This window comes from Gemella sp. zg-570, from assembly GCF_018866345.1.
Classification (GTDB): Bacteria; Bacillota; Bacilli; order Staphylococcales; family Gemellaceae; genus Gemelliphila.
The window spans coordinates 1,446,522-1,468,849 of sequence record NZ_CP076443.1 but is presented as its reverse complement, the minus strand read 5'-3'; the positions used below and the strand labels follow the sequence as shown (position 1 = coordinate 1,468,849).

Annotated in this window: 23 protein-coding genes, 2 pseudogenes and 1 other annotated feature (1 of these 26 only partly in view); of the genes and pseudogenes, 23 read left to right on the top strand and 2 right to left on the bottom strand. The window is 27.5% G+C overall.

All coding sequences use genetic code 11. The annotated features are described in order from the left end of the window. Positions 1-215, top strand: a binding site (T-box leader); it begins 25 nt to the left of the window's first position. Between the two features lie 85 nt (positions 216-300). The 7 genes from KMP11_RS07150 to KMP11_RS07985 all read left to right on the top strand — a co-directional run bounded on the left by KMP11_RS07150 (position 301) and on the right by KMP11_RS07985 (position 7,293). Continuing rightward, on the top strand, positions 301-1,044 hold the full coding sequence (locus KMP11_RS07150; protein ID WP_215756443.1) for a cyclase family protein: 744 nt from the start codon (positions 301-303) through the stop codon (positions 1,042-1,044). 48 nt (positions 1,045-1,092) lie between these two features. Further along, complete coding sequence (locus KMP11_RS07145; RefSeq protein WP_215756442.1) at positions 1,093-2,259, top strand: 5-methyltetrahydropteroyltriglutamate--homocysteine S-methyltransferase; 1,167 nt, start codon at positions 1,093-1,095, stop codon at positions 2,257-2,259. A gap of 355 nt (positions 2,260-2,614) precedes the next feature. Next, entirely contained in the window at positions 2,615-2,794 is a 180-nt protein-coding gene (locus KMP11_RS07990) for a DUF1307 domain-containing protein (RefSeq protein ID WP_215756461.1), read from the top strand. 290 nt (positions 2,795-3,084) lie between these two features. Further along, complete coding sequence (locus KMP11_RS07135) at positions 3,085-3,921, top strand: hypothetical protein (protein ID WP_215756441.1); 837 nt, start codon at positions 3,085-3,087, stop codon at positions 3,919-3,921. 673 nt (positions 3,922-4,594) lie between these two features. Continuing rightward, positions 4,595-5,206, top strand: coding sequence for a hypothetical protein (locus tag KMP11_RS07130; protein WP_216279831.1), 612 nt, complete (start codon positions 4,595-4,597; stop codon positions 5,204-5,206). A gap of 314 nt (positions 5,207-5,520) precedes the next feature. Then, on the top strand, positions 5,521-6,576 hold the full coding sequence (locus KMP11_RS07125; protein WP_215756439.1) for a membrane lipoprotein lipid attachment site-containing protein: 1,056 nt from the start codon (positions 5,521-5,523) through the stop codon (positions 6,574-6,576). 534 nt (positions 6,577-7,110) lie between these two features. Further along, the gene (locus tag KMP11_RS07985) at positions 7,111-7,293 is read left to right on the top strand and encodes an ATP-binding cassette domain-containing protein (protein ID WP_215756438.1); all 183 of its coding nucleotides are present in this window, start codon (positions 7,111-7,113) and stop codon (positions 7,291-7,293) included. A gap of 928 nt (positions 7,294-8,221) precedes the next feature. Here the strand turns inward: KMP11_RS07985 and KMP11_RS07115 are convergent. Continuing rightward, a complete protein-coding gene (locus tag KMP11_RS07115) occupies positions 8,222-8,953 on the bottom strand; it encodes an HAD family hydrolase (protein WP_215756437.1) in 732 nt (243 codons plus the stop codon). A gap of 448 nt (positions 8,954-9,401) precedes the next feature. Between KMP11_RS07115 and KMP11_RS07110 the strand changes: the two genes are divergently transcribed. The 4 genes from KMP11_RS07110 (at position 9,402) to KMP11_RS07765 (ending at position 10,636) form a co-directional block, all read left to right on the top strand. Beyond that, positions 9,402-9,737, top strand: coding sequence for a zinc ribbon domain-containing protein YjdM (locus tag KMP11_RS07110; protein WP_215756436.1), 336 nt, complete (start codon positions 9,402-9,404; stop codon positions 9,735-9,737). Positions 9,738-9,862: 125 nt separating this feature from the next. Continuing rightward, positions 9,863-9,997, top strand: coding sequence for a hypothetical protein (locus tag KMP11_RS07870; RefSeq protein ID WP_256442618.1), 135 nt, complete (start codon positions 9,863-9,865; stop codon positions 9,995-9,997). A gap of 76 nt (positions 9,998-10,073) precedes the next feature. Continuing rightward, positions 10,074-10,457 carry a pyridoxal-phosphate dependent enzyme gene (locus KMP11_RS07770; protein WP_371741381.1) on the top strand — a complete coding sequence of 128 codons (384 nt, stop codon included), beginning with the start codon at positions 10,074-10,076 and terminating at the stop codon, positions 10,455-10,457. Positions 10,458-10,498: 41 nt separating this feature from the next. After that, complete coding sequence (locus KMP11_RS07765) at positions 10,499-10,636, top strand: hypothetical protein (protein WP_252344695.1); 138 nt, start codon at positions 10,499-10,501, stop codon at positions 10,634-10,636. Between the two features lie 183 nt (positions 10,637-10,819). Here KMP11_RS07765 and KMP11_RS07100 read toward each other — a convergent pair whose 3' ends face one another. Then, positions 10,820-11,818, bottom strand: coding sequence for a lactonase family protein (locus KMP11_RS07100; protein WP_216279830.1), 999 nt, complete (start codon positions 11,816-11,818; stop codon positions 10,820-10,822). Positions 11,819-12,024: 206 nt separating this feature from the next. On the opposite strand from KMP11_RS07100, the gene KMP11_RS07095 reads away from it, so the two are divergent. From KMP11_RS07095 to gltS, 12 genes and pseudogenes are all read left to right on the top strand, one after another. Continuing rightward, positions 12,025-12,483, top strand: coding sequence for a nucleoside deaminase (locus KMP11_RS07095; protein ID WP_215756434.1), 459 nt, complete (start codon positions 12,025-12,027; stop codon positions 12,481-12,483). 148 nt (positions 12,484-12,631) lie between these two features. Further along, positions 12,632-12,823, top strand: a complete 192-nt coding sequence (locus tag KMP11_RS07090; RefSeq protein ID WP_215756433.1) for a hypothetical protein — start codon at positions 12,632-12,634, stop codon at positions 12,821-12,823. Between the two features lie 23 nt (positions 12,824-12,846). Further along, positions 12,847-13,881 (top strand): competence protein CoiA, encoded by a 1,035-nt coding sequence (locus KMP11_RS07085; protein WP_216279829.1) that lies wholly within the window; start codon positions 12,847-12,849, stop codon positions 13,879-13,881. Between the two features lie 20 nt (positions 13,882-13,901). Then, positions 13,902-14,801, top strand: coding sequence for a DNA-processing protein DprA (locus KMP11_RS07080; RefSeq protein ID WP_216279828.1), 900 nt, complete (start codon positions 13,902-13,904; stop codon positions 14,799-14,801). A 176-nt stretch (positions 14,802-14,977) separates the two neighbouring features. After that, positions 14,978-15,760 carry a TatD family hydrolase gene (locus KMP11_RS07075; protein WP_216279827.1) on the top strand — a complete coding sequence of 261 codons (783 nt, stop codon included), beginning with the start codon at positions 14,978-14,980 and terminating at the stop codon, positions 15,758-15,760. Positions 15,761-15,762: 2 nt separating this feature from the next. Continuing rightward, positions 15,763-16,404, top strand: a pseudogene (locus KMP11_RS07760) (ubiquitin-like domain-containing protein); the annotation flags it as partial. Positions 16,405-16,491: 87 nt separating this feature from the next. Next, positions 16,492-16,761 (top strand): annotated as a pseudogene (locus tag KMP11_RS07755) (transglycosylase SLT domain-containing protein); the annotation flags it as partial. Positions 16,762-17,247: 486 nt separating this feature from the next. Continuing rightward, on the top strand, positions 17,248-18,192 hold the full coding sequence (locus KMP11_RS07065; RefSeq protein WP_216279826.1) for a diacylglycerol/lipid kinase family protein: 945 nt from the start codon (positions 17,248-17,250) through the stop codon (positions 18,190-18,192). A gap of 5 nt (positions 18,193-18,197) precedes the next feature. After that, entirely contained in the window at positions 18,198-18,917 is a 720-nt protein-coding gene (locus KMP11_RS07060) for an HAD family hydrolase (RefSeq protein WP_216279825.1), read from the top strand. Between the two features lie 85 nt (positions 18,918-19,002). Then, positions 19,003-20,313 carry a UDP-N-acetylmuramate--L-alanine ligase gene (murC, locus tag KMP11_RS07055; RefSeq protein ID WP_216279824.1) on the top strand — a complete coding sequence of 437 codons (1,311 nt, stop codon included), beginning with the start codon at positions 19,003-19,005 and terminating at the stop codon, positions 20,311-20,313. Between the two features lie 31 nt (positions 20,314-20,344). Beyond that, on the top strand, positions 20,345-20,842 hold the full coding sequence (locus KMP11_RS07050) for a DUF948 domain-containing protein (RefSeq protein ID WP_215756425.1): 498 nt from the start codon (positions 20,345-20,347) through the stop codon (positions 20,840-20,842). Positions 20,843-21,058: 216 nt separating this feature from the next. Further along, positions 21,059-22,264 carry a sodium/glutamate symporter gene (gene gltS / locus KMP11_RS07045; protein ID WP_216279823.1) on the top strand — a complete coding sequence of 402 codons (1,206 nt, stop codon included), beginning with the start codon at positions 21,059-21,061 and terminating at the stop codon, positions 22,262-22,264. The last annotated feature ends 64 nt before the right edge of the window (positions 22,265-22,328 follow it).

Below are 22,328 nucleotides of genomic sequence, written 5' to 3'. Positions count from 1 at the left end.
AAGTGGCAGATTTTCCAGAGAGTCTTCGTTTGGTGCAAGAAGATAAAGATAAAACTTTGAAAATGGTCTTTGAGTGTTAGTGGTCGAATATTTTAGACTGCTACGGGCAAGCCCGATATAGCTTCGGAGTATAATACTATTTTAGTACGTACTTTAGTGAGATGATTTTTTAATCAAATCAAGGTGGTACCGCGTATATTAATAACGCCCTTGAACAAGTTTATTCTTGTTTGAGGGTGTTTTTTAATTCTACTTTTTCTTGGGCGTTTATTTTATAAATAATAATAAAGGAGAATTGTAATGGCAGATTTACTTAATATATACAAAATTTTAAAATCAAGAAAGTGGGTTAATCTTTCTCATCAAATAGATGAAAATTCCCCACACTTTCCAGCTCTACCCGTTTTGGAAAAAGTAGACTTGTTCACTTTAGAAGATGGCTTTCACGTGCAAAAATTTTCTGTGGTTGGGCAGTACGGTACGCACATAGATGCTCCTATTCACTTTGTCAAAGGTGGAAGATATTTAGATGAAATAGCTTTAAAAGATTTATTGTTACCCCTATATGTAATTGATAAGTCAAAAGAAGTTGCTGAAAATAATGATTATGAAATAAGAAAACAAGATATTTTAGATTTCGAGTTAGAGTACGGAAAAATTTTGCCAGGATCGTTTGTAGCCTTTAGAAGTGATTGGTCAAAACGCTGGCCTAGTCAAGACAAGATAAGAAATTTAGATGACAAAGGCGTGCAACGCACACCTGGCTGGTCAAGAGAAGCCTTGGAATTTTTAATTCATGAAAGACAGGTCAAGGCTGTTGGCCATGAAACTTTGGATACTGACGCAGGTTTGACAGTAGCTAAAAAAGGATTTTTATATGAAGAATATTACCTACTAGAACAAAATATTTACCAAGTAGAAGTATTAAATAATTTGGACAAGTTGCCAGCAGTGGGTGCCTTAATATCTATTGCATATCCTAACTGGAAAGAAGCAACAGGTTCACCCGTCAGAGTAATAGCAATATTACCTGAAGAAGAATAAAATATAAAAAATATTATTAAAAAATTATTATTTAAGGAGATTTTAAAAATGACAGAAATAAAAAAATGTAATTGTAATTGTAGCGGACATAACGCACCATTTAGAGCTGACCATGTTGGTTCCTATTTAAGACCAAAAGAATTGGTAGAAGCTAGAGAAAAATTTTCTCAAAATTTAATCACAAGAGAAGAATTAACACAAGTAGAAAACAAGGCAATTAAAGAATTGATAGCCAAACAAAAAGAAGTAGGACTAAAAGGAATTACAGACGGAGAATTTCGTCGTGCTTATTGGCACCTAGATTTCTTTTGGGGATTAAATGGAGTAGAACACACGCAAGCTAAAATAGGTTATCAATTTCATGATGAAACAACAAAACCAGATTCAGCTGGCTTGACAGGAAAAATTTCTGGAGAAAATCACCCCTTTATAAATCATTTTAAATTTGTTAGAGATGAAGTTGGTAAAGACGCAACACCACGTCAAACTATTCCAGCACCTGCACAATTTTTTAGAGAACTTATAAGAGATGCAGAAAATACAGCAAATACTTTTAATGTTTATCCAGATAAAGAAGAACTTTTCAGAGATATTATAAAAGCATATAAGACGGTTATATTTGATTTATATGAAGCTGGTTGCCGTAATTTACAATTTGATGATTGTACTTGGGGAGCTTTGTCAGATGATAACTTGCTGGGAAAAGTAGCAAACGCTAATTGTCAAAGTATAGAGGAAGTTAGAAAAGATTTATCCGCTGATTTTATAAAATTAAATAATGGAGTTTTAGAAGGCTTGCCAGAAGACTTGGTAGTAAATACACACGTCTGTCGTGGTAACTTCCATTCTTCTTGGTTCTGTCAAGGTTCCTATGACAAGGTAGCAGACACACTATTTGCTAAAGAAAATGTAAATGCTTATTACCTAGAATTTGATACAGATAGAGCTGGTGGATTTGAACCTTTAGCAAAAGTTACACCAGGTAAAAAAGTTGTATTAGGACTTTTAACATCTAAATCTGCTACATTAGAAAATAAAGAAGAAGTAATAGCAAGAATAAAAGAAGCAGCCAAATACGTTCCACTTGAAAACTTATATTTAAGCACACAATGCGGTTTTGCTTCTACTGAAGAAGGAAATATTTTAACTGAAGAAGACCAATGGAAAAAAATTAAACTTATCCAAGAAATAGTTGCAGAAGTTTGGGGAGAATAAAAACAGATTTTATTTTTTAAAAAAATATTGTATAATATAGAATTTAAATTTAAAAATTAGGAGAAAAGTAACGAAAAAATTATTATAAATTTTATTTACGCTTATATTATCAGTTACACCTGTAGGTTGCAGTTCTACTTCAACTTCAACAGACACTAAACAAGAAAATAATTCAACTTCAACAAGTAATAAGCAGGAAGATAATTTTCAAATAAAAACCTTTAGTAAGCAAGATGAATTAGTAATTTCAGAATTAGTTTATGTTCATCAAGGATATAGGCTTCTAAAACAAACTGCTAGGAATACAATTAATTATAAGCAAGCAGATCTTTTAAAATAAGATATGTAAGCTAGAATAAATCCTCTAGCAGAACAATATAAGGGAATTTCTGGAATAACTCATAAAATAGAATATCTTGATGATGTAATCATAGAAAATTTAGAAGTAGACTATGCAAAAATAGATGTAGCTAAATCAATACAAGGACTAATTATTGACGGAAATACTAAAAATATAATTTTAGCTAAGAGTTAAGAATTATTATAAAAAGAAGGATATTTAGAGAAAAAATAGATAAACAAAAAAGCTAAGTAATTTTTTACTTAGTTTTTTATTTTGAAATTTGTGTGGATAATTTATTTTAAATTTTTTATGCTATTTTATTAAAACTATAAATTTTTGAAAGCTCTAATTTATTTATTATATCAAATATTTTGAAGAAATACAAGTCTTGTTTTTTTCTTTTTTATTTATTATAATCGGGATGTAGATAAAAGTATATACTTTAAAACAATTAATAATATTTATAAAAGGAGGGAAATATTATGAATAAAAAAATAAAAATAGCAAGTGCTGTAATTTCGGCTAGTTTATTAGTTTCTCCCATTTCAGTATTAATTAATCATTATGATAATGTGGCTAAGGCTAATAATTATTCAAATTTAAATATAGGAAAAATGCTATATTTAAATAAAAATGAACAATATGTAGTTGTTAATAAAAATGACTATTTTATTACAGAATATGTAGTGGATAATAAAAAAATTTATAGCGTTATTTTAAAAGGTAAAGAACATTTAAGTAAAGATGAAAAAGAAAAATATTTAAATTTAGCAAAAAAAGATATAGAAAAATTACCTCAAGATAGAGCATTCCCATTACTTGTAGTTATAACAATAGTTGCTGGATTAGCGACTGTCGTAGGGATATCGAATGATATATATAAAACTTATTATAAACCTGATATAGATGAAGTTTCAAGAGCAGAGTCTGTTCAAAATGGTTGGATTAGTATATCTAAAGATTATAAAACTATGTGGTTTTATAAAGAAAATGGAAATTTCAAGAGCGGTTGGCATTGGGATGATTATTATGATGGATGGTATTTTTTCTATGATATAAAATTTAGTTTTTTCTTAAGATCTGATGTTTACGCTTCATTAATGTATAATCCCAGATTTGAAAATAGTCCATGGTTAAAAATAAACGATAAATGGTATGAATTTGAAGATGGAGGAAAATTAATTCAATATTCTGGTTGGCGAGAATATAATGGTAAATGGTTATATCATTTACCAGGCGACTATGGGGCTGTTGCTGGTCAAGGTTTGTATATAGCTGGGACATGGTATGATTTTGATGAAAATGGGTATTGGGTGTAAAAATGGAAAATAAGATATCATTATTATTAAACTCTGTAACTACTTCATTTTCCACTATAACATTAATAGGAGCATATCTTTTGTACAAAAAAAATAAAGAAAAGTCTAATATTGAAAAGACTTATAAAATAATATTAATTTTGATATTATTAGTAATAGTAATGTCAACTATATTTCTTATAACTTCATACGTATATCAATTAATGAATATTGGATATATTTTTAGTGATAAAATATTTGAAAGATTTCTATTAATAATATTATTAATTAATGGAATAATTATATTAACACTAATATTAATTACATATAAACAAAATAGAAAATATTAATAAACAAACCTAGTTTCTTAATATTTTATAAAATTATAATTATGTTTATTCATAAAGGAGATTAGATTTATGAAAAAAATATCTTATTTAATTAATTATAATGGGATGAATAATTAAAAAATATTGCAGACACTACTTCACTCACAGTATTGTACATATATTAAATTTTGTATGAATATTTTATTAAAACTCTAAAATTTTTAAAACCCTAATTCACTAATTATATCAAATATTTTGGAGAAATACAAGTCTTGTTTTTTTCTTTTCTATTTATTATAATTGGGGTGTGAATAAAAGTATATACTTTAAAACAATTAATATATTCATAAAAGTAGGAAAATATTATGAATACAAAAATAAAAATAGCAAGTGCCGTAATTTCGGCTAGTTTATTAGTTAGCCCAATTTCTACTTTAGTTAGCGGTTATGATAATGTAGCTAAGGCTAAAGATAAGACTTTTAATGAGAATACAATTAATAACGAAAATAACTCTTTTGAAATAGAAATTAACTTCTCTGAAATAGACATAGAAAGAGAACTTTATAATGCACAGATAAGATTAAATAAAAACTTAATATCTCAAGAAGAATATAATTTAATTGAAATGATACTAAAACCAGAAATAAAAATAAATCCTTATTTAAGGAGTGCATATTATCCAGAAACTAAAATTGGGTATATCAATTACTGGGGTGTAAAACATATGTACGAGAAAGGATTACGTTATGGAAAGCTAGCTGAAACTTTATCTTCTATTGCATTTGGGTTGATTCCTGGTGTAGGTTGGGGACTTTCAGCAATTTCAATAGCTGCTACTTATGGGGGATATAATTACTTAGAAAAAGTAGTTCAACAGGCATATTGGCAAGGAAAAGGAATAGATATATATATATTATCAAATACACACAAGTATAATGAGTTTAAACAAAATAAGATTAGAGGTTATTTGATGTGAACAAAATAATAAATAAATATGATATAGTAATGTTTCTTATTCTTACCAGTATATCTTCAATAATATTAAAAAATAAATATGGAGTTTCTATAATTACGTTAATTATTTCTTGGACAGTATTACTTATATTTATGCTTATAGGTAGGTTTTTAATTATAAAAAATAAAAAATAAAAAATAAAAAATAAAAAATTACTAAAATATTTAAAAATAAGTAGACAGTAGAGAATACAATATTTTTTAATATTATTATTATTATTTTTATTATACCTGTATTGTATAATTATTTTATTATTCATAAAGGAGGTTAGATTTATGAAAAAAATATTTTATTTAATAATAACACTTGTATTAATTCTAACGGGATGTTCCAATTTTAAAAATAATGAAAAAAAATATCAATATGATATAGGGATTGTCGATAAAAACAAAATACTTCTATTTGAAGAAAAAAATAATGAATTAAATTTAGTAGACACTAAAGAGAGGTCTGGTAAGTATGGGTTCTTAAATTATGATTATATAGATTTGGATAAAAACCTGCTTATAAAAACTACAGTTATAGGAAAGCATGCTCTTTTGGCAAATATAGATAAGGATACTTTAGATATTAACTTAAAAAATGATAGTAGCGAACCCTATACATTTACTCACTACAAGGATAAAATCTATGCAACAGATGTTTTTACGGATAGATTTAACATTTATGAATACGATATGTCCTTTAAAGAATTGAGAAAAAAAGAAATAAAAAGAAGTGGTATCAATGTTACTAATGACATCATAGTAAAAGATGATATTATCTACTTGTTAATAGGTAATGTAGTAGAGAAACAAAATAAAAATATATTATTAAAACTAAATATGGATTTTGAAGTGCAGGAAGAAATAGATTTGAATTATGAAAATGGTGCTTATATGAGAATGGTTATGGATGATAATTATATCTATCTTAGTCAAAATTCTGCCGGCTTAACAGAAAGTAGAGAGCCGAGAGGTAGTAATAAAATACTAAAATTAAATTTAAAAAATAATAAGCAAGAATTTATAACTTTAGACTATAACTACCCCTTATATATGCATCAAGATGAAAAAAATTTAATAATAGAACATTACAATTTATATGTTCCCAGCCATGTTTTCACCATATACAATAAAAGAAGTGGCAAAAAAACCATCATAAACTTCCCAAATGAAAAACCTGGAGATGGAAACAGTCCATATTTTGCTCAAGATAAAAATAATTTTTACTTTTTATTTGAAAAAACAATATATAAATATAACAAAGAAACTTTTGCTGAACAAATATATGATTTATCTAAATTTAATGTAGAAAAAGCAAATGTGATGATTAAAAAAGACGACAAATAGTCGTCTTTTTTCTAAATAAATTCTTTTCTTATGAAGAAATTTTAAAAAATAATTTATTGCTAGTTAAATTTTATTTTAAAAATAATATTTTTGTTTTTAAATTTTTGATTGGTTAAATATTTTTCAAATAAAACTTTCAACTAGAAAAAACATTTTTATAATTTAAATTTATATTTATCTAAATTCCTTTGGTAAGGGTTTATTGAAAAGAGAAATTTATTATGTTTAATGAAAGTAAGAGATTGTAATTATATAGTAAATTTTAGGAGATAAGATAAATGAAATTACATAAAATTCTTTCGATGATAGTATTGTCAGCAATATTTTTAACTGCTTGTTCATCAAGTGGCAACCACCACAATTAGTCAGATTCTTTATGTGAATATAATCATTCTGCAAGTACAGAGCATTCTTTTAAAAAGATGTCAGGGAAAAAGAAAATATGTTGTTGTTTATACTAGGTCGATGGGATAATATTATTTTAGATAATATCAGTTATACTTTTGAAAAAGGGAAAAATACGCATTTCTTGCTTTGTTAGGTTCTGGCAAGTCAACGCTCTTAAAATTATTATTAAGAATTAATATTTCTAATGATGATAGTGTAAAAATTAATGGGATAGATATAAACTTAATAGATGATATGAAATTAATTAATAAATTTTCCTGCATAGACCAAAACGTTTTTGTTTTAAGTAAAGTATATTTAATAATATAAGTCTACATAATAATAAGTATTCCAAAGAAGAAATAATTAAATTAATGAAAATACTAGGACTGTATCATTTTATTGCCGAAATCGATAATGAAAATTTTATAAAAGAAAATGGAAGTAATCTTTCTTTAGGGTAAAAACAAAGAATATCAAGAGCAAGGCTTCTTATAAGAGCTTGCCAGCCAATATTAGCGGATGAAATGTTTCCTAGTTTAGATAATAATAATGCTTTAAATATTGAGAACTACTTATTAGAGTATGAAAACTTAACCCTTACCTCTATAACTCATAAAATAATGGCAGAAAGTCTAAGAAAATATTAGAAATATTAGTTTTAAAAGATGGCAAAATAATAGAGTGTGGTTCTTTTGAATATTTACTTAATCAAAAACCTCACTTTAAAAAATTATACACAGTGGAAAATATATAAAATTTTCTTAACAAAAAAGATGACTAACAAGTCATCTTTTTATTTTAGCAAGATTATATTTATTAGTGCTAAATTGCAGAAAATATTGCGATACTAGATGCAAACCAATTTAGTAGGTAAATAAACTATACTTTGATAATTAAACACTTTCTATGTTTATTTTTAGCACAATTAAATTTTATTTAAAATCTTTTATTAAGATTTTAGTATGAATTTTTACTTATAGACTTTGTTTATTTTCTTTTACAAGCTAGAAGTAAATTAATTTATTCTCTTCTAGTATTTAATTAACAATAAATTAAACTAATCGATATTTTAAAAGTTTTAAATACTATTTCACTAAAGCTAGAATAATTTCTAATTATTTTTTCTAGCAGATAGTATTTCAATTTTCAACTAACTTTTTCAGAATATTAACTGAAAAAATAGAAAAATAATTTTTATTTTTATTTGAATATAATTTTATATTTGATATTAAAATTTAATGAAAGCAGAAAAATTTTATATTTCTAGTGTTTTGACAGTATCTTTTAGTGAGTAGATAACATCTTTTCTTTCTATTATAATATCAATTTTTTGGGAAAGATTTTTATTATTTTTAATATTTGTTAAGAGTTCGCTACTCGGATTTATTGCCACAGGATTTCCAACCCGGCTAAGCATTTCATAATCTCCGTTAGTATCGCCATAAGCGTAGGAATTTTCTAAGTCTATTTCATAGGTCGCTATAAGTTCATCAATCATATTATTTTTACTCTGCGAATCCCACATAGGAATTACCTTACCAGTAAAGATATTGTCTTTTATAATATAGCCGCTACCAACGCTTAAAAAAACTTCGTGTTTTTCTCCCATTTTTTCGACCAAAAAGTCTGGACTACCCGAGATGAAAAATACTAAATGCCCTTGTTCTTTGTGTTTTTTAATAATATTTCTTGTATACTTATAAACCCTATCAGCCTTTAATTTTATCACCTGCTCGGCAACAAAATCTAAGGTGCTTTTTTCAAGGCCAGTTATTGCCTGAACATATTTATTAGATAGTTCAAACAAATAACCGTCGTAGTCATCTTCCCTATTGTCCCAAGCCTGATACAAGTGGCGAATGTCGTTTACCCAAATTTTATTGTCCAATATTTCATATTTAATTAATTTTTTAAAGTGTTCTGTCATCAAGGAATCACGATAAAGAGTTCCATCTATATCAAAAAAAGCTGCTATTTTCTTTGCCATGGCTACCTCCTTTTAAATTTTTCTTATCTTATCACATATATTTAAAATAAGCAAATAAAGAAAGCTACTATTATTTAGTAAATAGGGATTTGTAATAAAATAATTTTTTGCAATTAAAATTTCTTAGACAAGATATTACATCTTGAGATTTTTAAAAACTTTAGCAAGGTAAAAAATAGTTTATAAATAGAGAAATATGTAAATTTAATTTGTATTTTAATAAAGTAAAAAAATTGTTCAAAAGTATAAATTCAAAAATCATAAATTTAAAATAATTTTAAGTCTTTTTTGTTTTTGTTTATATATTTTTACTAATAACTAATTTATTTCAGCAAAACTTTAAATATGCTCAAAGGAAAAGAAAAAATTTAACAAGTAAAAATGTTATATATGCTAAAATATAAATATTTATGTTAAAATAATTTTATAAAATTAATAGGAGGTTATTATGACAATTTTACCAAATTGTCCAGAATGTAAATCAGAATATACTTATGAGGATGGGGCTTTATTTGTCTGTCCTATGTGTACTTATGAATGGACTGCAAATGATATAAAAGAAGACGAAGAAAAAGTTTATAGAGATTCTAAGGGAAATATCTTGCAAAACGGAGATACAGTAACAGTAATAAAAGATTTGAAAGTAAAGGGAGCCTCATCAGTTTTAAAACAAGGAACACGAGTAAAAAACATTCGTTTAGTGGAGGGCGACCACGATATAGACTGTAAAATTGATGGTTTTGGAGCTATGAAATTAAAATCAGAATTTGTTAAGAAGATATAGAATATAAATAAAAAACATGAGAAATATTATTAATAATATAAAAAATTTTTTAAATATACTATACAAAAAATCAAATAAAAGTAGTGATAATAAAATAATAAATTATCCTAAAATATATATATATAATGAATAAACAAACAGATTTAGACTATATAGAGAAACTTATTTTTGATTTAAATAAGGAAAATTTTGGTATAAATTCAGATGATTTTGAATTTTTACTTGATGAAAATTTTAGCTCTAAAGAAAATCTTTTTTAGGATATAAGGCTATATTAGTAATTACAGAATCTATGAGTCTTGAAGGTCGTACACTTATTAAGCTCTATTGAACTAAATTAATTCTAACTCCAAAAAATTAGGTATTAAGGCTTCTATTGAAAAAGCAAAAGAACTAACAGAAAAATACGAAAATGCAATTATTTTAAGTCAATTTGATAATCCTGCAAATCCAAATTATCACTATAAAACAACTGCAAAAGAAATTTTAGAACAAGTACCTAATGTTGATATTTTTGTTGCTGGAGTTGGTACTGGTGGAACATTTACAGGGGTAACTAAGTTTCTAAAAGAATCTAAAAAAGATTTATTAGCAGTAGCACTTGAGCCAGCAGAATCACCAGCAATTTCTAAAGGTGAAGCTGGAGTACACAGAATTCAAGGTATAGGCAGAGGTTTTGTTCCTGGTAATTTCAACAGAGAATTAATGATGAAATTTTAACAAGAACAAGTGAATAAGCTATTGAAGAAGCTAAAAACTTTATGCTGACAAGAGGCATTGGTCTAGGTATTTCATCAGGAGTCGTAATATTAGGAGCTAAGCGTGCAGACGCTAAGTACCCAGAAAAAACAATAGCTAATTTTACCAGACGGAGCAGAAAAATATTTCTCAATGTATGAATTTGAGGATTTAAAATATATTAACTAATTAGGTAATATAACTATTGGAGAAAATAGTAAAATATCTACTAATCTTGTTGTAAAAAAGACGTTCCTAAAAATTCAGTAGTATATGACCACAGATCAATAGTAAAATTACAAAATGAAAATTAAAAAACTGGTTAATGGATTTAAATCCACTCATCAGTTTTTATTTACTATATTAACAACTTCTGGAGCAAAAATATTTTTTTCAATACACTTAAGTCTGCCGTCTTCATTTCTTTCAAATAAGGTTAGATTATCAGATTCTTGATGTCCTACAAGTAAAAATTTATCATCTGAAGATAAATTAAAATCTCTAGCCACACTACCCAAGGTATCAACAGTTTGAATATGATTTAATAAGCCATCATCTTCAATTTTAAATGCTAGTAAAACATCTTTTCCTCGGTTGCTAGCATATAATTTTTTTCCGTCCTTAGTAATGCGTATAGCTGCTGCCCATTTTTTTTCATCATTTTCTACTAGGGAGATACCATCCTTTTTAGTAAAACTTCCATTAACTTTATCAAAATTTAATATTTCTATGCTGGCATTTAGTTCACATATCAAGTAGGCTATATCTTTTTGAGGATGAAATACTAGGTGTCTAGCCCCGCTTTTTTCTGTTGCCTTGTAGGTTGCGACCTTAAGTAATTTTTTATTTTCTATTTTATATGTTATTAGGCTGTCAGTTCCCAAATCGCAAGCTACAATAAATTTTTTATCAGAACTAAAATTGCTGTAATGTATGTGGGATTTTTCTTGAGAACCTAATGAACTTTTGCCTTCATGAATTATTTTATCAAGTAAAATTATTTTGTCCTTATTAATTTCATACAAGATAAGACTAGCTGTATGGTAATTAGCTGTTAGTAAAAAATTATTTTTTTCATCATAGGCTATGTAGCAAGGTCCAGAATTTTCTGAATGATGATCGGCTATTTTTTTACCATTTTTAAAATATGTAAGTCCTCCTAAAGATTCTTTAGTAGAAACGGTAAAAATATTTTCTTTGCTAGTTACTAAATATGTAGGATTATTTACTGAATATTCTAGTTTCAAATCAAATAATTTTTTATTTACTTTATCAAGTTTTATAGAATAAATTCCTTGACTAATTCTTTTGGTATAAGTTCCTAAATAAAATTTTTCAATCATTAGCTACCTCTAAAATTTATTTTATCTAATTATATAATATTCTAGCTTATAATTCTAATTTTATATTTAAAGTATTTTTAAAATTTAATAATTATTTTAGCTTGAAATTATATTCTAAAATTTTAAAAGAAGCCTTGGATCTTAGCTTGATAACTTTTTTTTATTTTGATACAATTTAATTAAAAGTATAGTAAGGATAAGTGTAAATGACAAATCATGATTACTTTATGAGCATTGCTTTAGAAGAAGCTAGACTTGCCTACCAGAAAGGAGAAGTTCCTATTGGTGCTGTCTTAGTTGTCGATAATAAAATTATTGCTAAGGCACACAATACCAGAGAAACAAGCCAGCAAGCCCTAAATCATGCAGAAATTTTGGTGATAAATGAGGCTTGTAAGAAAATAGGATTTTGGCGACTTGATAATAGTTTTTTATATTCTACTGTTGAACCCTGCGTTATGTGTAGTGGAGCTATAATTCAAGCTAGGGTAGAAAATGTTATTTACGGCACAAAAGACCCCAAAAATGGTTGTTGTGGTAGTATAATAAACTTGGTAGAAAGTAATCTTTTTAATCATAGGGCTAAGATAATTGGCGGTGTCATGGAAGAAGAATGTAGTTATATTGTAAAAAAATTTTTTAAAGAGCTTAGGGAAAGAAAATAAAATTTAAGATAAAAATAGAAAATGTAGTAAAAAATTTAATAGTCAATTAATTTATTCTTGTCATAAGTGTAAGGCTAACTCATATATAAAGGAAAAAAGTTTAGTTTTTATAAACAAGCACAGTTAGGGTTTTTCAACAAAGGCTTATATGCATCTAATAGCTAATTATAAACCTACTAAGTATAGCGAAGAACTATTTAAGCCTAGGGAAATAATATTTAATGCTACTTTTTATAATCATATAACATTTTCTAAGGAAATAAGGGCTGAAGATATCGAAAAATTAAAAAATATAAGTATTGAATTAGAGATGATTGTCGCCAAGGTTAAGAAAGGATAAGTTTTATAAGGAAGTGAGTAGGTATGTATATTGTATATGATAAAAATAATAAAATTTGTAATGCAATAGATGAGGAGATAAATAGAAGGGATAAGTATTATTGTCCCCTGTGCAAGAGTGAAGTTATTTTTAAAAAGGGAAGCAAAATCCAATCACATTTTGCTCATGTAAAAAATAGTGAGTGTAGTTTTGAAAATTATAAAAAAGAGAGTAAGGAACATTTAGAGGTAAAGAAAAAGTTATATCAACACTTTAAAAATAAATATAAAAATGTCCAAGTTGAATATATTTTTAAAACAAATGATAGTTTACAGATTGCAGATCTTTATTTAGCCGATAAAAATATTGCTCTTGAATACCAGCGTTCTATCATACCCTATACTTTATTGGCAGATAGGACAAGGGGATATTTAGATGCAGGAATAAAATTAATTTGGCTAATAGATGTTAATAAATTTGTTAAAGAGATTAAAAGAAATAATGATATAGTGTATATAAAGTATTCACCTTTTGTAGATAATTTTTTAAACTATCACAAGGGGGCTATTTTTTTCTATGGTTTTGATAGGAATAGGGATGAAATTTTATTCTATCAACTTTGGGCTAGCAGTTTAAAAAAACATAATGCGATTTGTAAAATTAGTAGTTGTAAATTATCTAATTTTGATTTGCCCCTAAATTTTACTTTTTCTAGCAAAAATTTAACAACAAAATTTTATCCGACCGATATAGAAAATTATGTTTATAGGCAATTAAAATTTGATAAAACTGTAAAAAACAAACTTTTAAGTTTATTCTACAATCAAAGAATTGCCCTTAATAAGATACCAAAAATTATTGGTCTTAATCTAAACGAGCAACTATTATTAAGAAGCCCCTTAATCATGTGGCAGGGACAAATGTTTAAACTTTATAAGCAGGGAAAATCATATCAAGAAATTTTAAAATACATGCTAAACTATATTACTTTTATTGATACTATATATATTAATGATTATGAAAAATTAAGGATACTAAAAAAAATAATAGACTGGTATTACACAAAATTACAAAATTAATTTAAGAGGAGGGGAAAAATATGGATAGGGAAGAAATCTTGCAAAAGAAATTAACAGATGAAGAAAAAAAGATAATCTTATCACTAATAGCCATTGAAAATATAACAACATTAAGGATACACAAGGCACTAAAAAATGTAAAAAAAATTGAAGATATGGCTAGCCTAGACTTAAAAACTTTTACATCTTATTTTGGCAAGTCTTGTGAAGAGGCTTATGATAAATTTCAGTATAATTTAAGCTTTAACTATGAAAAATATTTTAATTTTTACGGAACTGAATATATTTTTTATGACAGTGAATACTATCCGAAAGAATTATTTAGATTATATGATTTTCCTTTTGTAATTTTTTATAGGGGCAATAAAGACTTGCTCCTGTTCAAAAGAAAAATTTCCATAGTGGGGACAAGAAATAATACAAAATATTCTGAGAATGCCCTTGATGTGATTGTGCCTTTTTTGGTTGATAATAATTTTGTTGTGGCAAGTGGTCTTGCAAGTGGAGTAGATAGCATAGCCCATACAAAAACCATAAGAAGCAGGGGCTATACAATAGGGGTAATAGCTCACGGTCATAATACAATTTACCCTGAAAGTAATAATAAATTGTATGAAATAATGAGAATAAAACATTTGATTATATCGGAATATTTTCCTACTGCCAAAATTAGAAAATACAGATTTTTAGAACGTAACAGAATAGTTGCAGCCTTAGGTTGTGGTTTAATAGTTACAGAAGCGGGTATAAAAAGTGGAACTTCTAGGACAATAGATTTTGCTCTTGATATAGGTAATGCAGTATTTTGTCTGCCTGGTAGATTTGGAGATAAGATGAGCTTAGCCTTGAATGAACATATTAGAAGCGGAGCAATTATGCTAAATAAGTTGAAGGATATAAAAGATGAATTTAATCTTTAAGCAAGTATATTAAAAGTTATAACTTAATAGAAATAAAAAATCTAGTTTGATATTTTAATCGACTAGATTTTTTATTGAAATTGATTTTTGTAAAGAATTTGTAACATAAAAGTAATAATCATTATATTTAATTGTAATTTTTATTTGTTACAATGTAATAGGTGAGGAGTAAGCTTATGTTATTTGATACACATGCTCATCTTAATGATGATGCTTTTAAAAATGATTTAGAAAAAACAGTTAATAGGGCAAGAGAGGCTGGAGTTAAACTGATAAATATTGTCGGTTTTGACGATAAGAGTATAAAACGTGCCTTAGAAATTGCTGAACTTTATGATGAAATGTATTTGACTGTGGGTTGGCATCCAGTAGAAGCCATAGACTTTACAGAAGAAAAATACAATATGATAAAAGATTTAGCCTTAAATCATAAAAAAGTAATAGCTATTGGTGAAATAGGTTTGGATTATTACTGGGATAAAAGTCCCAAAGAAATTCAAAAAGAAGTATTTAGAAAACAGATAAAATTAGCAAAAGAAGTTAAAAAACCAATAGTAATTCATTGTCGAGATGCCATGGCAGACACATTAAAAATATTACAAGAAGAAAATGCTAAAGAAGTCGGAGGAATAATGCATTGTTTCTCTGGTTCTGTTGAAAGTATGAAGATAGCATTAAAAGAAAATTTCCATATATCTTTGGCTGGTCCGGTAACATATAAAAATGCAAAAACTCCGAAAGAAATAGCAAGATTGTGTCCATCAGATAGGTTATTACTAGAAACAGATTGCCCCTATTTAACACCAAGTCCATACAGGGGGAAAAGAAATGAATCTTCTTACGTTAAATATGTTGCACAAGAAATTGCTGACTTGCGAGAAATGTCTTACGAAAAGTTGGCAAGCCTAACCTATAATAATGCTTGTAATTTATTTAAAATAAAAAATAAAGAGAGGTAACAATGTCAAAATTTAAAAAAGTAATAGCTTCTATTTCTGTTATTACTGTATTATTCTCTGGAGCTTATATAACTAATGATGACTATAGAAAAGTTGCTTTAGCCATACATGCAGATGATTCGGTAATTGAGGTTAAAGTTAAAAAAGGAACTGTTAGGGAAATACTAGAAAGTCAAGGAATAAAACTAAATCCTACTGACAGGGTAGAACCATCTTTAGATTCAAAAGTTAGTAACAATGACGTTATAAAAATATTTAAGGCTAAAGATATTCTTATACAGGATGCAGACAAAACAGAAGTCAGAAAAACTACTTATACAAAAGTAGAGGATATTTTAAAAGAATTAAATATTAGCTTGGGTCAGTATGACATAGTAAGTCCAGAAAAATCATCTGACGTAAAAGCTGTCGATACCATAACTATTACAAGAATAGAAAAAGAAAAAACTACTTCAATAGAAGAAATACCTTATACTAGGAAAGAAGAAAAGAAATCTACACTAAAAGCAGGTGAAAGAAAAGTAGTAACTCAAGGTAAAAATGGAAAAAAAGAAATAATAAGAGAAGTAGTAAAAGAAAATGGACTTGTAGTTTTTGACGATATAGTTTCAGAAAATATAATTACAGAAGCAATAGAAGAAGTTGTCCAAGTTGGTTTATTATCATCTACACAAAATATTTCTAACAATTCTAGTTCAGCACTGCCTGTTCAAAAAACTTCTTATAGCGGTAGAGTTTTATCAAATGGAAATAGGGCTGGAGCAACTGGAGAATATGCAGCTCAACAAATGGCGGCAAAAACTGGAGTTCCAGCAGCAACTTGGGAATATATTATAGCAAGAGAATCAAATGGAGATCCATCAGCCCGCAATCGTTCAGGAGCGTCTGGTCTGTTCCAAACAATGCCTGGCTGGGGGTCAACCGCTACTGTTGAAGATCAAATCAATGCAGCAGTGCGTGCATACAAGGCTCAAGGCTTAAAAGCATGGGGAATGAGATAAGTTATACAAGTAAATTGCTTGTATAACTTTTTTTCTTTTTAATAGCACTGATGAAAAATATTTTAATTTTTTTGTTAAAATAATACCTAGTTATGTCAATGACAACATAAAATAAAATTTCTAGCAAGTTAATTAATATATCTAGTATGAATAAAAATTTATACTAGATATTTTTATTTTTAGAAAATAATATTTAAAATAATTTAAAGAATAAAATTTATAAATTAATTTTGTAAAAGTAAACAATTTTTTTGTAAGATAATAATAAAATTTAGCTGGATAAAAAATTCAAACTAAATTTTTTATTTTTTATAAATTAAACTAAAAATTTTTTATCAAGAACAAGCAAAAATTAATTTTATAAAAATCAAATTTTAAAAAGTAATTAATACAAAAATTCTATAATACGGAAGAACACAATTAAATTGTTAAAAAATACTTTTCTATGTTAAAATATATATAATTAATTTCTGAAAGGATATAATAATGAATAGTATATCTATACTTGTATATTTAAATGCAGGTGGTGAGCATGGGAAAAGTTCAGTTGCAAGACTGCAAGCTACCTGCAATCAAAGAAATATAGATTTTAAAGTTTATACAACAAAATATCCAAAACATACTAAAATATTAATACAAGAAATTGCCTTGAAAAATAAATATAAAGAAAATCATAGAATAGTTGTTGTCGGTGGAGATGGTACTCTTAATGAGGCTATGTATGGTCTTCATAGTCTTAAAGAAAAAATACCTATATCATATTTTCCATCTGGAACTGGTAATGATTTTGCTAGATCCTTAAAACTTACAGCCGATGCAGAAAAATTTATTGATAATATTTTTAAAGTTGATTTAGAAAATCTTGAATTTATAGAAGTAAGTAATGAACGGGGGCTTGCCTATGTAGCTATGAATGGTATGGGTATAGGTTTTGATGCCCTAATTTCACATCTAACCAACCAAGATAAAAAGAAAAATATTCTTAATAGGGCAAAAATGGGAAAAATGATTTATATTTCTAAGATACTTGCTGCTTTTAGAAATAGAAGTGTTTTTGATGCTGAAATTTCTGTTGATAATAAAGAAGTTTATAAACACAAAAATATTTTATTTGCGTCATTTATGAAAAATCAATATTTTGGTGGTGGAATAAAAATAATTCCTGACGCCCATAAAAATAGTGGTTTGATTTATCTGGCTTTGGCAAAAGATATTTCTGCTAAGGATATTTTAAGACTACTACCCCACGTTTTAAAAACTGGAAAACATTTTGAAAAAACTCCAAAATTCACCAAAATTATCGGCAAGGAATTCACTATAAATGTGTCTGGTGAAAATTATTTGCAGGCAGACGGAGAAACAGATAAAATAAAGGATACTAAATTTAATATCAAGCTAGCAACCTATCCATTTTATTTAGTGGAGGAATAGTGCTTATGAAAGAAAATATTAAGGCTGTAATTTTTGATTTGGACAACACCCTGTATGACTTTAGTAAATCCTGGTTAAGAGCAAATAGAGATATGTATAATTATCTAAACTTATCCCCATATGCAAGTTACGAAAAATTTTTTGCAATATTTAAAAAATACAATGAAAATATATTATCCGATATTTCTCAAGGTAAAACTAGATTAAGACACTTACGATTTTTAAGAATTATGGCAACTATGAAAGAGCTAGGTCTTAATTTTACAGAAGAAGATGCCCAAAAATATTATGAAAAAATGTTTGAATTTATCTTGGCAGATATTAGAGAAGATAAAATTTTAACTAGCAACCTAACTAAATTAAAATCAAAATACAAAATTTTTCTTCTTACTAATGGCATAGCAAGAGAGCAGAGATTAAAATTAGAAAAAATGAAAATTTTAGATATTTTTGATGGTATTTATATCTCTTCTGAAACAATGCTAAATAAACCAAATAGTCAGGCTTTTTTACAAATAATTGAAAATCATAATTTAAGGGCGGAACATACACTCATGGTTGGTGATTCTTTTTATCATGATATTGTTCCAGCTCAAAAATTAGGCTTGCAAACTTTTTTTATAGAAAAAAAGTGGCACCTATCAGATGAAAATTATACTTATGACTACAAGGGCTACAAGACGAATAGAATCAATAATGTATTTTCTAAACTCTTAGCAAATTAGATATTTGCCTAACTCTTGAAAAAAATTCTAATATAGGGTAGAATTAATTTGCTTGTATAAAAGTTACTTTAATTAGGAGGAGAATATGGAAAAATTTCATTTAATAGGAATAAAGGGTTCTGGTATGAGTCCCTTGGCACAAATATTACATGATATGGGATATTACGTTCAAGGCTCAGATATTGAAACCTATTTTTTTACACAAAAAAAACTAGAAGATAGAAATATAAAAATATTAGCCTATTCTGAAAAAAATATTGAAGAAGGACTTACCATAATTTTAGGAAATGCCTTTAATGAAGAACATATAGAATATGTCAGGGCAAAAGAATTAGGACTAACAACCTACACATATAGTGAGTTTTTAGGAAAAATAGCAGATAAAATAAAATCTATCGCAATCACGGGTGCTCACGGTAAAACTACTACAACAACAATGGCAAGCACCATCTTTAAAAATGTAAAAGACATTTCCTACTTAATAGGAGATGGCACAGGGCTGGGTAAAAAAAATTCAGATTTATTTATCTTTGAAGCCTGTGAATACTATCGTCATTTTTTACATTATAGACCTAATTATGCGATAGTAACCAATGTTGATTTTGACCACCCAGATTATTTCAAAGATGAGAGTGATGTTTTAGATGCTTTTCAATCATTTGTAAATCAGGTAAGAGATGCTGTCGTTTACTGTGGTGATGACTTGTTAGCGTCAAAACTAAAATCTTATTCAGCCCAAATGATTTCTTATGGCTTTAAGGATAGCAACGACTATCAAGTTAGAAATTTAGAAACTTCTGAAGAAACTAGTAAGTTTGATGTTTATAAGCACGGTGAATTTTTCGGAAAATTTGTTATGCGAGTTTTTGGACTTCATGAAATTAGTAATGCACTTGCTGTTATAGCTATGGCTGATATAAATGGCATTCCACTAGAAAAAATGCAAGAAGCGGCAAAAAATTATAAAAATGCCCAGCGTCGTTTTATTGAATATAAATTTAAAAATAATATCATAGTTGATGACTATGCTCATCACCCAAGAGAAATTGAAGCTACGATAAATACGGCACGCAGAAAATATAAAGATAAAAATGTGGTAGCAATTTTCCAACCCCATACATTTACTAGAACTGAAGCATTTTTAGATGGCTTTGCTCAGAGTTTACGCAAGGCTGATGATGTTTACTTGTATCCAATTTTTGCTTCGGCAAGGGAAACGAGTGGTAATGTAAGCATAGAAGATTTGAGAAAAGTAGTAGATGAGAATGCGAAAGTTATAAGAGGGGAAGAAGATTTTTCTACCCTATCCAAATTAGAAAACTCTGTAATTTTATTTATGGGAGCAGGAGATATTAATAAATATCAACAAAAATTTTTAAAATCATTAGACAATTAATAATAAAATAATAGTTAAAAGGAGAAATATTATGCCGGATATAGATTGGTTAAATATTGCTTATGCAGGTATATTTTTAGCAGGAATAGGAGTTTTAGCGATGGGCTTTAGTGCGGCAAGAACTCTTAGAACACTTAGAAAATCAATAAAGACAACTACCGAATGTGTAGAAGATTTAACAGCCATGGCTGATGATGGAATAAAATTAGCTAAAGATTTGAATGAAACTATTAAAAAAGTAGAAAAAAATATTGAACCTATCATGATAGAAACAAATATACTACTTCAAAACACAAATCTTTTAGCAGAAGATATGCAAGAAAAATCAGAAAAATTAAATCCACTTTTCGACTCGGCAGAAGGATTCGTAAAATCGGTAAATACTTTACAAAATTCTGTAACTAATATGACTAACAATGTTACAAGTTTTAAAAAAGAAACTGATGAAAAAATAACTAATGCAGTAGAAAAAAGCAAAGAGAATGTAGAAAAAGCAAGCGGACTTATAAATAAATTTTTGAAAAAATAAAAAAATTCTAGGGTAATTACTTACCTTAGAATTTTTATTTTTGTTAGGAGTTTTAATAAAAAATAAAATTTTAAAAACAAAGAAAAATCCAAAGACAGTATCATTTAAAACGTTATAAAATCTTACACACTCGGTAAATAAATCTTACAAACATTTGCAGAAAAGATATTTCTTAGATAAAATATTATTAAATTATTTTCTGAAAGGAGCAATACTATGATTGAATTGAAAATGAATATGATACAAACAGTAGGATTGGCAGTGATAGTATTATTAGTTGGAAGAATACTGAGAAAGCAGGTTAAATTTTTTGAGAATTACTGCATACCTTCACCAGTAATAGGAGGTTTTTTATTTGCCATTATAAATTTAATTTCCTACAAGGCAGGATTTTTATCCATAAAATTTGATATTACTTTACAAAGTTTTTTTATGACAATTTTCTTTACCAGTGTAGGCTTTAATGCCAGTTGGAAATTATTAAAAATCGGTGGAAAGAAAGTTGCTACTTTTTTAATAGCGTCAATAGGCTTAGTTATTGCTCAAAATATTACGGCGATAGGTGTAGGCAAGTTGCTGGGCTTGAATGCTATTTTATCATTAATGACAGGGTCAACACCTATGACAGGTGGGCATGGTACTTCTGCTGCCATAGCCCCCCTAGCAGAAAATTTAGGTGCTTCTGGAGCTAGTACGGTAGCAATAGCGGCGGCAACATTTGGACTGATAGCCGGATCTAGTTTAGGAGGCCCCTTGGCAAATAGGTTAATAAAAAAACATAATATAGCTATCAAGCCAGAAACAACCAAAGAAGAAAAATTAAAAAATGATGAGTTTTTATTTGGTATTAATAATAAAATACTTGATGGAGAAAAATTTACTAAGGCATTTTTTATTATTCTAGTTTCCATGTTTATTGGTAGTTATGTGTCTATCTTTCTAAATAAATTTTTAAACTTTCCTAGTTACATAGGACCCATGCTGGTAGCGGCCCTGCTTAGAAATATAAGCGACCATACTGATAAATTTAACCTGCACTATGAAGAAATAAGAATTTTAGAAGATGTTTCGCTAAATTTATTTTTAGGTATGGCAATGATGACTTTAAAACTTTGGGAACTGACAGGCCTCGCCCTTAGCTTGTCCCTACTTTTAATTGCTCAGGTCTTGCTAGCTTATCTTTATATTTATCACATAACATTTAGACTTATGGGGAAAAACTATGACGCCGTTGTGCTTTCGGCTGGACACATGGGCTTCGGACTAGGTGCAACACCAAACGGAATTGCCAACATGCAAAGTTTTAGTGATAAATACGCTTATTCCAATGTAGCATTTTTTGTTCTGCCCATAGTCGGAGCCTTGTTTATTGATTTCTTCAATATTTCCATAATAAGTTTATTCCTATCTTGGTTGCAATAGATTTAATATTTATAAATTTACTTGCCCTGCTTAGAACTTTACAAGCAAACTTATATTTGCTAAA

Coding starts and splice junctions, on each gene's coding strand:
- KMP11_RS07150 (WP_215756443.1), top strand. CDS start 301: ATGGCAGATTTACTTAATATATACAAAATTTTAAAATCAAGAAAGTGG.
- KMP11_RS07145 (WP_215756442.1), top strand. CDS start 1,093: ATGACAGAAATAAAAAAATGTAATTGTAATTGTAGCGGACATAACGCA.
- KMP11_RS07135 (WP_215756441.1), top strand. CDS start 3,085: ATGAATAAAAAAATAAAAATAGCAAGTGCTGTAATTTCGGCTAGTTTA.
- KMP11_RS07130 (WP_216279831.1), top strand. CDS start 4,595: ATGAATACAAAAATAAAAATAGCAAGTGCCGTAATTTCGGCTAGTTTA.
- KMP11_RS07125 (WP_215756439.1), top strand. CDS start 5,521: ATGAAAAAAATATTTTATTTAATAATAACACTTGTATTAATTCTAACG.
- KMP11_RS07115 (WP_215756437.1), bottom strand. CDS start 8,953: ATGGCAAAGAAAATAGCAGCTTTTTTTGATATAGATGGAACTCTTTAT.
- KMP11_RS07110 (WP_215756436.1), top strand. CDS start 9,402: ATGACAATTTTACCAAATTGTCCAGAATGTAAATCAGAATATACTTAT.
- KMP11_RS07870 (WP_256442618.1), top strand. CDS start 9,863: ATGAATAAACAAACAGATTTAGACTATATAGAGAAACTTATTTTTGAT.
- KMP11_RS07765 (WP_252344695.1), top strand. CDS start 10,499: ATGCTGACAAGAGGCATTGGTCTAGGTATTTCATCAGGAGTCGTAATA.
- KMP11_RS07100 (WP_216279830.1), bottom strand. CDS start 11,818: ATGATTGAAAAATTTTATTTAGGAACTTATACCAAAAGAATTAGTCAA.
- KMP11_RS07095 (WP_215756434.1), top strand. CDS start 12,025: ATGACAAATCATGATTACTTTATGAGCATTGCTTTAGAAGAAGCTAGA.
- KMP11_RS07090 (WP_215756433.1), top strand. CDS start 12,632: ATGCATCTAATAGCTAATTATAAACCTACTAAGTATAGCGAAGAACTA.
- KMP11_RS07085 (WP_216279829.1), top strand. CDS start 12,847: ATGTATATTGTATATGATAAAAATAATAAAATTTGTAATGCAATAGAT.
- KMP11_RS07080 (WP_216279828.1), top strand. CDS start 13,902: ATGGATAGGGAAGAAATCTTGCAAAAGAAATTAACAGATGAAGAAAAA.
- KMP11_RS07075 (WP_216279827.1), top strand. CDS start 14,978: ATGTTATTTGATACACATGCTCATCTTAATGATGATGCTTTTAAAAAT.
- KMP11_RS07065 (WP_216279826.1), top strand. CDS start 17,248: ATGAATAGTATATCTATACTTGTATATTTAAATGCAGGTGGTGAGCAT.
- KMP11_RS07060 (WP_216279825.1), top strand. CDS start 18,198: ATGAAAGAAAATATTAAGGCTGTAATTTTTGATTTGGACAACACCCTG.
- murC (WP_216279824.1), top strand. CDS start 19,003: ATGGAAAAATTTCATTTAATAGGAATAAAGGGTTCTGGTATGAGTCCC.
- KMP11_RS07050 (WP_215756425.1), top strand. CDS start 20,345: ATGCCGGATATAGATTGGTTAAATATTGCTTATGCAGGTATATTTTTA.
- gltS (WP_216279823.1), top strand. CDS start 21,059: ATGATTGAATTGAAAATGAATATGATACAAACAGTAGGATTGGCAGTG.